The organism is Erysipelothrix aquatica, from assembly GCF_009828775.2.
Lineage (GTDB): Bacteria > Bacillota_I > Bacilli_A > Erysipelotrichales > Erysipelotrichaceae > Erysipelothrix > Erysipelothrix aquatica.
The window spans coordinates 24,592-37,110 of the sequence record NZ_WTSY02000011.1 but is presented as its reverse complement, the minus strand read 5'-3'; the positions used below and the strand labels follow the sequence as shown (position 1 = coordinate 37,110).

The window sequence follows — 12,519 nt, the reverse complement described above, 5'->3', positions numbered from 1 at the left end:
CATCTTCACCACAATGAAAACCGTATCATTTTCTACTTTATAAGTTTTATAGTAATTCACTCGTAGAGCCAAAAATAATGTTTCCAAGGGTACGCTATCAGTAATCTTGCTTGCAATGAAACAAACAAAAAAAAGAGTCTATGACTCTTTTTCAATTGATTGTTCTTTTGGCGGTAATACTTTATCGCGCACCAAGGCTCCAACCTCTTTTTTAATTTCTGGATTATCATCAAGGTATGTACGGACTGCTTCACGACCTTGTCCAATTTTTTGGTCATTATAAGAATACCATGAGCCGCTTTTGTTGATAATGTTGTGTTCAACACCTAAATCAATAACTTCTCCAGTATAACTAATACCTTTACCATAAATGATTTCAACTTGTACAGCCTTAAATGGCGGTGCAACCTTGTTTTTTACAACTTTAATGTTAGCTTTATTCCCAACAATATCTGTACCTTGCTTAATTTGTTCAGAACGACGAATATCTAAGCGAACCGATGAGTAGAACTTAAGCGCCCGACCACCTGGTGTTGTTTCGGGACTTCCAAACATAACACCCACTTTTTCACGTAATTGGTTAATGAAAATCGCTGTACAGTTTCCGCGGTTCATACCACCCGCAAGCTTACGCATCGCTTTTGACATCATCCGAGCTTGTAAACCAACATGTGCATCTGACATTTCACCATCAAGCTCAGCTTGAGGAACTAGAGCAGCAACACTATCCACAACAATAAGATCAACGGCACCACTACGTACTAATACATCCACGATTTCTAACCCCTGCTCACCCGAATCCGGTTGAGATAGAATTAACTCGTCAATATTTACGCCTAAATTTTGTGCATAAACAGGATCGATGGCATTCTCAGCATCAATAAATGCGGCTTTTCCACCGGTCTTTTGAACTTCAGCAATTGCATGAAGTGCCAACGTTGTCTTACCACTTGATTCAGGACCATAAATTTCAATAATACGGCCTTTCGGATAACCACCAATTCCGAGTGCAGCATCTAATGCTAATGAACCCGAACTGATTGCATCAATATCAACGGCACTACGTTCGCCGAGTTTCATGATGGATCCTTTACCAAATTGTTTTTCAATTTGTTTCAGTGTTTCGTCTAAAATCTTATCTCTTTTATCATTTTCCATGGTGATCTCCTCTAGTTTAAATACACGAGTTTACTTTGAAATCCTACATTGATTCTGTTAAATATGAACGTGCTTGAATTACGTATGATGCACCACTGAGTAGTGACATGATTGTTGCAAACCATACAAGTATGGATGAAAACGGTACTCCAAACAATTCAAACGGTAAGTTATTTAGTAAAACAAAAATAATAGCAAGCATCTGAGCTACAGTTTTTACTTTACCAAGATACCCAGCCGCCATTACCATACCTTTTTGAGATAATAACATCCGAACTGCATCCACTATAGTATCGCGCCAAATCATTACAATAACTGCAACAACAGGAACAACTCCTTGGTATGCAAATAGAATGAACAATGTATTCACCAATAACTTGTCTGCAATTGGATCTAAGAATTTTCCAAATGTTGTCACCATGTTACGGCTTCGCGCCAAATAACCATCTACAAAATCTGTAAGTGACGCTACAATAAAGACAATGAGGACAATGATACTTTTAAGTGAAATTGAAACGTGATCAATTGTATAGTATGGAATACTAATTCCGAATTGGCTATATGGGAAAAGTTCGATCAGTAAAATAATCGGTATTAAAATAATTCTAAAAACAGTCAATTTATTTGCTAAATTCATGATTGCGTTGCTCCTTCAATAAACGTAAAGGTTAACAACACGACATCTGCAGGCGCGATGCTTGGATCAATTTCCAAATCTACGCCATTAACCTTGATTGTATTTCCTTTGAATGCTCCGTATTGGACTTCAATTTTTTTGTTCTTACTTGGTTTAACGGTAACTTTAGCCGTCTGACCTTGTGGGTATGTACCACTTGCTGGGCTTGTCATAATCTTGCCATCTTCTTCAAACTGCATCCAAGAAGTCGCGTTGAATGTGAAATCAAGGGTGACATCTTTCCCTTGCTCCCAACCCGCAATTGTATATTCTGTTGGGGATGTACGATTGACAGTAACCGTTGTATTTGGCTTGGTTTCTGGAGTCGTTTCAGTTCCAGTATTTCCACTGCCTTCTGCTGGTTTCTCTTCCTCTTCGACTTTAGGAACAGTAATTACAGGTTTCTCGATGGGATCGGCACTTCCGAACATCGGTACAACATATGTAATTGCTAAATAACCAAATAAGGTAACAATTGCAACTCCAAGCACGACGAGACCGACTGTACCAAAATCAAAACGGCGTGATTTTTTAGCCCGGTGCACTTTGACGTTTGCATTCGGATTCACTTTATTTCTTATATTTGTTGTAATTTCATCTTGTTTTTGTATTTGTGATACCGTTATGGAATCTGTATACGCATGAATGGTATCATCCAATTCACCACGCAGTTCATCATAGCTAACCCCTAAGGCATTTGCATAATAACGAACAAAATAGCTGAGGTATGAGAGGTCTTCTTTAAAAAACTGAATGTTTCCCTCTTCAATCGCTTCCAATTGAATTGTCGAAAGTTTTGTCGTTTTACTCATATCTTCAAGTGACAATCCTTTTTCAATTCGTTTTTCTTTTAAAATGGATCCGATTCTTTCCAACTTTAACCCACCTTCCTTATATTTTTACTTATTTGTTTTCATACATACCGATTATAACAATCTAAACCAACTTTTACAATGCGTTCATATGGATAAAAAAAAGGAGCTTACGCTCCTTTAATGCATATACAATCATTAAGCCATGTTCTGTTACGATAATCATTTATCTACGTCCGAAGACGTCTCCGTGATACTTCAATTTGTATGTTAGAGTTCCCCTACCAATTTTGGGTTTCTCGCTTGTGGGGTTTACCGCGTTCCACTCTACTGTTTTCACAATAGACTCCGTCACTGTGGCACTTTCAAGACGCCATCCATAGCCAAGGCCTTAGGATATTGATCTGCCGTCATAGATGCCTCTATGCTCTGACTTATGGTTTCATCAGACACAAACACTACAGTCATCGCAGACTGTGCGAGCATGGACTTTCCTCTACATTCTTACGAATGCAGCGATTATCTTTCATGTACGTGAGTATTATACACTATTTATCTTGGTTTTCGAAGACTGCAGCCTCTAATTTTGAAATTCTTTTTAGAACATCAACGTGACTGTATTGGTTTGGAGTTATGTCGCCTTGTGCGCGCGATTTGCCTTCATACTCAAGTAACATCTTACGTTGCTGCGCTAATGATTCTTCATATTTCACTAAACGCTCGTGTTGTTCTTTAAGAAGTGTTTCAAACATTGCATAATCATTTAAAACATCATCTAAAAATTGATCAACTTCAAGCGCACTGTATCCTTTGAAATCGACATGGAATTCTTTGTTTAAAATCATATCTTGTGTTAGTTTCTGTGTCATCGCATTCACCTCATAAGTATTATCTCAAAAAGGGTCTTTGACTTCAAGCACGATTGCGTGCATTTCGTATACCGTAGATTTCTTTACCGCAATTTCATGAAAATACACAAATCTTTCATATTTTGCACGCGTACTTCGCCCTTACGTAACTTCCCACATTTCAAAAGTATGTAAAAATATGGCATTATAGTATAATAACTATGGTGATTCTATGATAAATTATCCTGGTAGCAAAAAAGTCTACCAAAGAACTACCACTTCTGGTGTCACAAGCCGGCGTGGAATGAGTTTAGAAGAAGACCTCAACAGAACCAATGAACAGTATCTCATCCGAGAGATCGCGGTAGTCCATAAAAAACCGACTCCGATCCAGATTGTGAATGTTGACTACCCTTCGCGAAATAAAGCTAAAATAACCGAAGCCTATTTCAGGCAAGCATCTACCACCGATTACCAAGGGGTTTGGAACAGCTATGCTTTAGATTTCGAGGCGAAAGAAACACGGAACAAAACTGTCTTTCCACTTGCAGCGTTGCATCAGCATCAAATTGACCATTTGACTGCAGTTCATCGCCAAGGTGCAATTGCCTTCTTAATTATACGTTTTAGCGAGTATGACGAAACTTACCTAATCTTTGCCAAAGACTTACTGCCATTTATAAAGGATACAACACAACGTTCTATTCCATATAAATGGATAAAACAACACGGTCATAGTGTGGCCGCGTCCTACCAAATACCTTGCAATTACATTCCTGTAATCGCAGAGGTCTACCAAAAAGGAGTATCTTATGAGTGATAACAATGAGAAAACAGTTGAATTCCGACGTGTTTCAGATGGAAACACAGCGCCTTCAGCTGATAATTCAAAAAAGAAACAATCAAAAGGTCCAATGAAAAAGAAAAAAAGAAAAGAACCCGTAGCAGGTAAACTTAAAGCACAACGTATTACCGCTTGGGTATTAATCGTTTTGACATCACTTGGTGTTCTTGGTGTTGCGACTGTCGGTATTTATGCCGGTATTCAGATTAGTAAAACAACACCACTTGCTCACGAGGATTTTATTCCAACCTCGAGCTCAACATTCTATGCATCCAATGACCAATCCTTCTTCGAAACAGGATATAAATTGCGAGACAACATCGGTTACGATGACCTCTCCAATTCTGTCATCGATGCCTTTATTGCAATTGAAGATTCCCGTTTCTTTACACACAACGGGTTTGATGTTCCACGTTTCACACGTGCAGCGCTTAACAACTTAAAGAAAACTATTACAAGTGGACGTTTGGACTTCTCAGAAGGTGGATCAACCTTTACGATGCAGTTAATTAAACAAACTGAATTTATGTCTGACGGTTCCGATGGTGAAGAGGTCAAAGGTCCTGATGTCGGAAGCTCTGGAATCAGCCGTAAAATTCAGGAAATCTATCTTTCACAAAAAATTGATGGTGGTGGTGTCCTAAGTAAAAAACTTATCTTAGAACTGTATCTCAACCAAATTGATTTTGGCGTTGGAAATAATACCGTTGGTATCGAAAACAGTTCCAAAGCCTATTTCGGAAAATCAGCAAGTGAGTTAAACACGGTTGAAGCCGCAATGATGGCTGGTGTTATCAATGCTCCTTATGCTTATTCTCCATATATGAACATTCAAAAAGCAAATGAACGAACACAACAAGTTCTCGATTTAATGCTTCAACATGGTTATATTAGTGAAGAGGAACATGCTATCGCATCTGCTGTCCGTGTCGAAGACTTACTGGTCGAACGTAAAGCTCAACAAGGTAATGCACACCCTTATCAATCCTACGCTGACGCTGTAGTCGAAGAGGTCATTGAATTAACAGGAAAAGATCCTGGAAAAGTGCCAATGAAGGTCTATACAGCACTTGATCTTGATGTCCAAGCTGGACTTGACCGCGTTCAAGCTCGCGAAATTGATGAGTTAACATTCAATGAAGATTCTGGTATCCAAGTTGGATCCGCAGTCGTCAATAATAAAACTGGAGAAATTGTCGGAACTGTTGGTGGTTATGATTATAACGGTCAACGAATCACAAACCGCGCAACGAATACTAAATACGCTCGTGTTCGCCCTGCTTCTACTTTGAAACCCGTTGTCAGTTATGCTCCAGCATACAACTACTTAGGTTGGTCAACAGATCACATCATTACCGATGATCCATACGATACCGGTGGCGGATTTGTTGTTACAAACTACGACAACCGCTACGAAGGTGAAATCACACTAGACCGTGCTATCTCCGATTCACGAAACGTTCCGGCCGTAAAAACATTTATGACCGTCGCCGAAAAAATCGGTTACGACGCATACCGTCAATATTTCACAAATATCGGATTAACGATTGATGAAACAAATAACGGCTTTGGTTGGGGAGTTGCGATGGGTAATGACCCTCTCTATGCAACACCTGCTGAAATGGCCGCTGCAAATGCAATGCTTTACAATGATGGAAAATATATCAAACCACATACTGTCGTTCGTATCGAATTTGAAGATGGTAGTGCACCTTACGTGCCAGAGTACACTCCAACTCAGGTTATCCAACCTGGAGCTGCATACATGGCAACCCGAAACATGAAATATGTTATCGACAGTGGAAGCACAGACTATACAAACGTAACACGTAGAAACTATCCAGTTTACGGTAAAACAGGAACAAACCAATACGACCCTATCATGGCAGAAGAACTTGGTTACCCTAAAGCGGCGCAAGAGTCACGCCTCATGATGACCGCTACCGGAGATTTTTCAATCTCAACATGGGTTGGTTTCCCATCTGCTGATCGCGCAAAAATTAGTCAGCCTTATTTCTCATCTTCAGAGCAAGAGCGTAACGTACCTGGTAAACTAAATAGTTACATTCTGTCCTTACTTGAAGATTCCTTCGGGGTTCCAACAGATGTCTCAATGCCTTCTGATGTAACTCAGATTACGCATATTAAAGGACCTTTCCCATATCAATCACCATTACCTGATATGAATAAAGACCTAATTTCAACTGGGTACATCCTCAAAGACTTTGCAAAACTTGCTGAAGCAAAACCTCAGGATCTAAGCCCACTTTCAGATGCTACATTTACCGCAACATCTATTGGGCAACAATTTACATTCAATATTGATATGACAGCTTACCCTGATGCTTCAAAACTTAAAGAAGCAGATGCAAGCTTAGTAATGCCTCACCCTCACGGAGGAAGTGTTACTGGAAAACGTGTCTTCGATGAATCCTGGATTTATGGTGCAGTCCGATACAAAACAGAAATCCGTGCAGACGGAAATCCTATTGCAGAGCAAATGAGTGAATCAAATACCTTCACCGTTGCTGCTTCTGTTCCACCAGGAACAAAACAACTTGAAGTTTGCTCATACTACACATTTGAAAAAGCAACATCACGGAAGTCAAATCAAATTTGTAAGCCGGTAGATGCTTCTCAAATTCCTAGCGAAGCCTTCCCCAACTTTGTTGGCCAGTCTTATGGCATCATGCGCGGTTGGGCTGAACCAAAAGGTGTTACACTGCAACCAAACTTTGTCGTTCGTAACGATATGACATATGGTGAAGTAATTAGTGTCTCACCTAATGTTGCAGGTAAACAGTATACTTCGAAAGAACTTGCGGCATTGACCTTAAAGGTTGATGTTAGCGATAATCAATTTGAGTCTGGCATTACCGTAGAGACATTACTCAATGATCCAAATTCTCAATATTTGAACATTGTGAATGCATCCGGTCAAGACAAGAAACGAATCATTGGTTATACCGTCAACGGTACAACTACACAATCTATTCGAACATCCGTCGTTGGAAAAAACCCAGTAACACTTGTTCTCGAATAACAAACAGAAAGCACCAACATAGTACGTTGGTGCTTTTTTTATTGACCCATCGAAAAAAAAAAAAAAAAAATAAAGAGTATGAATCATACTCTTTATTCAAATATTTTATTTTCATAAACTCGCGGAATGTTATAGCGAAGATGACTCACCAGTTCATTAATTGATTGTCCCGTAATCGCTATATAGTCGTAGATTGTTTGCTGTGGTCCACCAAAAATCATGACTACATCTTCTGGTTCACAAGCAACATGTGTAACATCAACCATAAATTGTGACATCGCAATATCACCTAAGATTGGGCACCATGTCCCATTGATGTACACGCCACCACCATTTAACGATAATTGTTTCATAACGCCATCACAGTATCCAGCAGAAATTGTTGCAAGGCGGATATCACGATCAGCGTAAAATGAGCGGCCGTAACCAACAAACTCACCTTTACGAATATTACGAATCATTGCTATGCGACTTTCAAGACGGACGACATCTTTATATCCTTCTTGATCCGCATAGGCTTTTTGAGATGGATGGAATAATCCAAACATTACCATTCCGCATCGAACTGCATCAAACCCTAAATCTCCAAAGTGAAGTACTGATGGGCTATTTTGCATATGAGTTAATCCGGGATTAATTCCCTGCTCTACAAGTCGTTGAAGAACACTTTTGAATTCACGAATCTGTGCTTTTGAAAACTCAACTGCATCAACTTCGTATGCTTGCGCTTCTACGAAATGACTGTAGATTCCTTGGACTTCTATTCCAGGTAAATTGTAAGTTGCTTCAATTTCTTCGTAATCACGCATCCCGAGTCGATTCAATCCTGTATTCACTTTGAGATGTGTTTTTACAACTTCATCATGCTCCAAACCAAAGTCACTTAACTTCTGGGCATAATCATAGTCAATGAGTACTTGTATGAGATCATACTTGATTAGTAGTTCAAAATTCGAAACCAATGTCGCACCCATTAAGAGAATTGGTGCCGTTACGCCACCCTCACGCAATTCAATCGCTTGTGCGACGTCTAAAACCGCAAGGATATCAATATTCATCTTTTCACTTAACAACGCTAACTGCACCATTCCAAGGCCGTATCCGTTAGCTTTAATTACAGAAATTATCTTTGTATTCGGATTCAATGTTTTACGTAAAAGCTTGGTATTGTGCACAACTGCCGCTTCATCGACATAAACTGTTACGCTTTCAATCATAAAACGTCTTCCACCATTTTAGCAATTAACGATGTATAGTTCACACCTTGACGGTCCATCATTTTCGGATAACGTGAATTCGCCGTAAATCCAGGTATTGTATTAATTTCATTGAAGAAAATCTTATGATCATCTGTCACAAAGAAATCAATACGCGCAAATGTTTTACAATCTAATAATTCGAACACTCTTTCGCCATACGCCTGAATTTGTTTGCGTACCGACTCTGGGAATGTTGATACTGGTAACGTTTCAGTTGCATGAGGATGATATTTTTCTTGAAAATCAAATACCTCTCCAGCAACATTAACCTGATCTACATCGCTCACAATATAGTCTTTTTTCGTTTTTAAAATTCCCATACCACATTCTGTACCCTTAATGTATTCTTCAATGAGCACACGTGAATCAAAGCTAAATGCAAATTCCAATGCTGCATGTAGTGCAGCTTCATCTTTAGCTAATGTCACACCAAAAGACGATCCTTCACGGCTTGGTTTTACGATAACAGGATACTCAATGTCTGTAATATCATAGGCCTCTCCTTTGAGAAGTAAACGGTAATCTGCCATGGGAATATCATTCAATTCAGCAATCATATGGGTATAAGCTTTATCCATGCATAATGCTGATGACAACACCTCACATCCTGCATATGGAATTCTTGCAATATTCAACAATCCTTGAATTTCTCCACCTTCACCCATTCGTCCATGAAGCATAAGGAATGCTGCATCAATTGGTAATACTGCATTTGTCTCTTTAAAAACGAAACCTGGACGTTCTGGGTTGAATTGTAAGAGTAACTCATGATGCCCTTCAAGTTTATTCGCCTGAAGCATTTCTAATGAGTAATCACCTGTAAACCAACGACCTTCTTTACTAATAAAAACTGGAATTAAATCATACAAATCATGAGGGAAATGCTCGATTGCTGATGCTGCAGATGCAACAGAAATATCATGTTCTGCATTGGGTGATCCAAAAATTACTGCTACTTGTTTTTTCATATTATGCCTCTTTCATTAAGCGTTCTAGCGCATAGAATCGTGATCCTTTGATTAGAATCATTTGTTCTTTATCGAATTGCGGTGCAACTGCATTATAAAGAGTTTCAAATGTTTCAAATGTCGTGTACGGTGTATTCAGTGGTACATTGGTTAGTGCTGATTTGAAATCAGGTCCCAATAAGAATACGTGTTGTAGATTAAGCGTATTAATGTACTCAAGCACTTCTTCATGATACTTGATACTATCGTCACCCAGTTCTACCATATCACTTAAAACAGCGATTCGATCACCCGAATACGCATAATTGTTAAGGAGTTCTAGCGCATAGATTGCACTGATTGGATTTGACTTGTACGCATCCAAAAGCACCAATGATGCTGCATGGTTCACAAGTTCAGTTCGTAGTGACGTTAATGCGACATTATTTAATCCATATTGGATTGCTTCTTTGCTAATTCCAATTTTGCTTAACATAGCAATCACACCAGCACAGTTACTTGCTTGATGTCCACCTAGCAGATTGCAAGTATACGCCTCTTGATTTACTGTAAAAGAAATTCCTGTTGAATCAGCATTGACGTTATCTACAATATATTCATTATCAGCATTGTAACCAAATGTATGGAATCCCTGATCTAGTTGGCGGTACTCTTGAAAATCTCCTTGATAGAACGCCATATCTTTGTTTTGAACATGGTTGAAGATCACAAATTTTTCACGGGCAATATGATGAATGTCTTCAAAATTTACAATATGTGTCGGTGCTAAACTTGTAACCATTGCGGCATGTGGCCTCACAATTTCTGTCATCACCGCTACATCATTAGGAAAGTCCAGTCCCATTTCAAAAATACCATATTGTGTGTCTTCATCCATACGGAAGAGATTGAGATAAGTTCCTATCTCTGTATTTTGGTTCTTGTAAGTTGCTATTGTTTTTCCGAGTGGTGCAAGGATACTGAAAAGAATATCTTTTGTCGATGTTTTTCCATTACTTCCTGTAATTCCAATGAAGTATGCACTCAATGTATTGCGATATCCCTTTGCAATTTTTTGAAGTGCAACAAGCGTATCCTCAACAATAATTTGCGGAACATCGAGCGTTTCTAATTTATGGTCAACAAGCAATGCAGTTGCACCATTATCAATTGCGGTCTGTGCAAATGTATGGCCATCAACGCGTTCGCCTCGTAAACAGACAAATAAGTCTCCTTCTTTAACAAAACGTGTATCTACGTTAATCCCGTCGACCGCTCCGTTTCCATCAACGATGCCACTTGACCATTGACCAATTGTGTTCAGATTTAATTGTTTCATAAGTTATGTTTCTCCTTTAACGCCTCAAGAATCTCAAATGCATCTTGTTGATTGCGTGCCGTTGAGTAATACCTTCCGAAGAGTAGTAATAGTAAATGTGCTCGTGCCCATCGTTCACGTGGAATCTTACGCATCAGTTTTTCTTCGACTTTTAGAACCGAATCATCCGGTTTCGCAAGTTTCAATCGTTTGGCAACTCTTTCGATATGTGTATCAACTGCAATGGCTGGCAATCCAAACCCTTCCGATAAAACAACGTTTGCCGTTTTACGTCCAACGCCCGGAAGTTTCATTAACGCTTTACGATTTTGTGGCACTTCGCCATTAAAGTCTTCCACAAGCATTTGGGAACACGCAATAATAAATTTGGTTTTATTTCGATACAACCCAATTTTGGATATTAATGCTTCCACATCCTCTGGATTTGCTTTTGCGAGTGCTTGTGGGGTTGGATACCTTTCGAACAGGCCCGGCGTTACTTTATTTACGGCAGCATCGGTTGTTTGCGCCGATAAAGCTACAGCAATCAACAGTTCAAATGGATTCTTATAATCCAGTTCTCCGTGCTCTTCGGGAAATTCCGCCTCAAGAATGTCCAGTATCATATTTACATCCATGATCTAACCTTGCTTTTCTTTTTGTTTGTTTGCCAAAATTGTATTTATGTAGTTCATTGAGACTTTCTTATATACCATAGCATTACGCAAGGCATCTAGAATATCTGCTTCAGTATATTGTTTCATCCAATTGTTCAGCATCACTAATTCTGGTTGTGATAAAAGCCTTCCAAATTCGCTCTCAAATACTTCAAAGATAGACTGATTGACGTATTCATAGGCAACGCCATCTTGAAACAATCCATCCATAATAAAACGAATGGACTCATTTTCGACTTTGATTGCAAGCATTTTCTGACGCATTAAGTCATGCATTACTTCATCTACCGCTTGCACACTCATCCCTGATTGTTCGGCAAGAACTTCGAGCGATATGGCAATGTTTTGTTCGTTTAAGAAATCAATTAAGAGTAGCACTACCACCTGATTCGGCGTTACTTTTAGTGTACTCATATTTTCTAATATCCAATCTCTTCGATTGATGTATGATTTATTCCACCACATTTTTAAACACCACTCCCTCGATCATATACAACATTGTGCGAATCAATATCTACAAATTTTTCAAAGTGCTTATTTTTGAGCACATACACGAGTTTATCTTGATAAACTCCGAAGGATACATCCTCGGGACGCATTCCAAAATTGGTTGCGAGTGCATGGACTGGCTCTGTTGTCACAACATCATGTTGTCCTGTCTTTGTTAGGTCTTTGTTAAACCAAAATATAAAGTTCCCAGTGTCATCATTTATTTCTGTTATGTAATACACTTCGTCATATGAAAATCGATCAATAATTGTTGCTTCTGTAAATCCTTTTGATTCCATCATTGCTTCTACCATGAGTCGATCTTCGCGTTCATATGCACGCGCAGGACCGCCAATAAAGCCCACATATCCTATCCAAAATAATAGGATTGCAAGAGCTACTAAAAGCAGTGATTTAAGAAATGATTTGATAATTTTATTCATGCACG

At 39.0% G+C, this 12,519-nt stretch carries 12 protein-coding genes and 1 other RNA gene; 2 read left to right on the top strand and 11 right to left on the bottom strand.

The genetic code is table 11. From position 1 onward, the window contains the following. Positions 1 to 138: 138 nt before the first annotated feature. From recA to GVV20_RS04640, 5 genes are all read right to left on the bottom strand, one after another. On the bottom strand, positions 139 to 1,158 hold the full coding sequence (gene recA, locus GVV20_RS04660; RefSeq protein WP_159812651.1) for a recombinase RecA: 1,020 nt from the start codon (positions 1,156 to 1,158) through the stop codon (positions 139 to 141). 43 nt (positions 1,159 to 1,201) lie between these two features. Next, positions 1,202 to 1,795 (bottom strand): CDP-diacylglycerol--glycerol-3-phosphate 3-phosphatidyltransferase, encoded by a 594-nt coding sequence (gene pgsA / locus GVV20_RS04655; RefSeq protein WP_159639011.1) that lies wholly within the window; start codon positions 1,793 to 1,795, stop codon positions 1,202 to 1,204. After that, a complete protein-coding gene (locus GVV20_RS04650) occupies positions 1,792 to 2,709 on the bottom strand; it encodes a helix-turn-helix domain-containing protein (protein WP_159740696.1) in 918 nt (305 codons plus the stop codon). Before GVV20_RS04650 ends, pgsA begins: the two co-directional genes overlap by 4 nt. Positions 2,710 to 2,839: 130 nt before the next feature. Beyond that, an RNA gene (rnpB, locus tag GVV20_RS04645) (RNase P RNA component class B) lies at positions 2,840 to 3,177 on the bottom strand. 17 nt (positions 3,178 to 3,194) lie between these two features. Further along, positions 3,195 to 3,515 (bottom strand): DivIVA domain-containing protein, encoded by a 321-nt coding sequence (locus tag GVV20_RS04640; RefSeq protein ID WP_159740695.1) that lies wholly within the window; start codon positions 3,513 to 3,515, stop codon positions 3,195 to 3,197. A 211-nt stretch (positions 3,516 to 3,726) separates the two neighbouring features. On the opposite strand from GVV20_RS04640, the gene recU reads away from it, so the two are divergent. Together recU and GVV20_RS04630 are read left to right on the top strand one after the other, a co-directional pair. Beyond that, positions 3,727 to 4,314, top strand: coding sequence for a Holliday junction resolvase RecU (gene recU / locus GVV20_RS04635; protein WP_159740694.1), 588 nt, complete (start codon positions 3,727 to 3,729; stop codon positions 4,312 to 4,314). Continuing rightward, positions 4,307 to 7,381 (top strand): transglycosylase domain-containing protein, encoded by a 3,075-nt coding sequence (locus GVV20_RS04630; RefSeq protein ID WP_159740693.1) that lies wholly within the window; start codon positions 4,307 to 4,309, stop codon positions 7,379 to 7,381. Before recU ends, GVV20_RS04630 begins: the two co-directional genes overlap by 8 nt. A gap of 92 nt (positions 7,382 to 7,473) precedes the next feature. Here GVV20_RS04630 and alr read toward each other — a convergent pair whose 3' ends face one another. From alr to GVV20_RS04600, 6 genes are read right to left on the bottom strand one after another with little or no spacing between them, the layout of a single operon-like run. After that, positions 7,474 to 8,598 (bottom strand): alanine racemase, encoded by a 1,125-nt coding sequence (alr, locus tag GVV20_RS04625; protein ID WP_159740692.1) that lies wholly within the window; start codon positions 8,596 to 8,598, stop codon positions 7,474 to 7,476. Then, entirely contained in the window at positions 8,595 to 9,608 is a 1,014-nt protein-coding gene (locus GVV20_RS04620; RefSeq protein ID WP_159740691.1) for a D-alanine--D-alanine ligase family protein, read from the bottom strand. Before GVV20_RS04620 ends, alr begins: the two co-directional genes overlap by 4 nt. A gap of 1 nt (position 9,609) precedes the next feature. Next, a complete protein-coding gene (locus tag GVV20_RS04615; protein WP_159740690.1) occupies positions 9,610 to 10,926 on the bottom strand; it encodes a UDP-N-acetylmuramoyl-tripeptide--D-alanyl-D-alanine ligase in 1,317 nt (438 codons plus the stop codon). Beyond that, positions 10,923 to 11,531: an endonuclease III gene (gene nth, locus GVV20_RS04610; RefSeq protein WP_432276247.1), complete on the bottom strand. Its 609-nt coding sequence runs from the start codon at positions 11,529 to 11,531 to the stop codon at positions 10,923 to 10,925. Before nth ends, GVV20_RS04615 begins: the two co-directional genes overlap by 4 nt. A 15-nt stretch (positions 11,532 to 11,546) precedes the next feature. Next, positions 11,547 to 11,996, bottom strand: coding sequence for a DnaD domain-containing protein (locus GVV20_RS04605; RefSeq protein WP_236261711.1), 450 nt, complete (start codon positions 11,994 to 11,996; stop codon positions 11,547 to 11,549). A 53-nt stretch (positions 11,997 to 12,049) separates the two neighbouring features. Next, positions 12,050 to 12,514 (bottom strand): transporter, encoded by a 465-nt coding sequence (locus GVV20_RS04600; RefSeq protein ID WP_159740688.1) that lies wholly within the window; start codon positions 12,512 to 12,514, stop codon positions 12,050 to 12,052. Positions 12,515 to 12,519: the final 5 nt, after the last annotated feature.

What these genes read in the sequence shown, in the direction of transcription:
- GVV20_RS04605 (WP_236261711.1), bottom strand. Translation starts at nt 11,996, where the DNA reads ATGAGTACACTAAAAGTAACGCCGAATCAGGTGGTAGTGCTACTCTTA.
- GVV20_RS04630 (WP_159740693.1), top strand. Translation starts at nt 4,307, where the DNA reads ATGAGTGATAACAATGAGAAAACAGTTGAATTCCGACGTGTTTCAGAT.
- alr (WP_159740692.1), bottom strand. Translation starts at nt 8,598, where the DNA reads ATGATTGAAAGCGTAACAGTTTATGTCGATGAAGCGGCAGTTGTGCAC.
- GVV20_RS04640 (WP_159740695.1), bottom strand. Translation starts at nt 3,515, where the DNA reads ATGACACAGAAACTAACACAAGATATGATTTTAAACAAAGAATTCCAT.
- recU (WP_159740694.1), top strand. Translation starts at nt 3,727, where the DNA reads ATGATAAATTATCCTGGTAGCAAAAAAGTCTACCAAAGAACTACCACT.
- GVV20_RS04600 (WP_159740688.1), bottom strand. Translation starts at nt 12,514, where the DNA reads ATGAATAAAATTATCAAATCATTTCTTAAATCACTGCTTTTAGTAGCT.
- recA (WP_159812651.1), bottom strand. Translation starts at nt 1,158, where the DNA reads ATGGAAAATGATAAAAGAGATAAGATTTTAGACGAAACACTGAAACAA.
- pgsA (WP_159639011.1), bottom strand. Translation starts at nt 1,795, where the DNA reads ATGAATTTAGCAAATAAATTGACTGTTTTTAGAATTATTTTAATACCG.
- GVV20_RS04620 (WP_159740691.1), bottom strand. Translation starts at nt 9,608, where the DNA reads ATGAAAAAACAAGTAGCAGTAATTTTTGGATCACCCAATGCAGAACAT.
- nth (WP_432276247.1), bottom strand. Translation starts at nt 11,531, where the DNA reads ATGATACTGGACATTCTTGAGGCGGAATTTCCCGAAGAGCACGGAGAA.
- GVV20_RS04615 (WP_159740690.1), bottom strand. Translation starts at nt 10,926, where the DNA reads ATGAAACAATTAAATCTGAACACAATTGGTCAATGGTCAAGTGGCATC.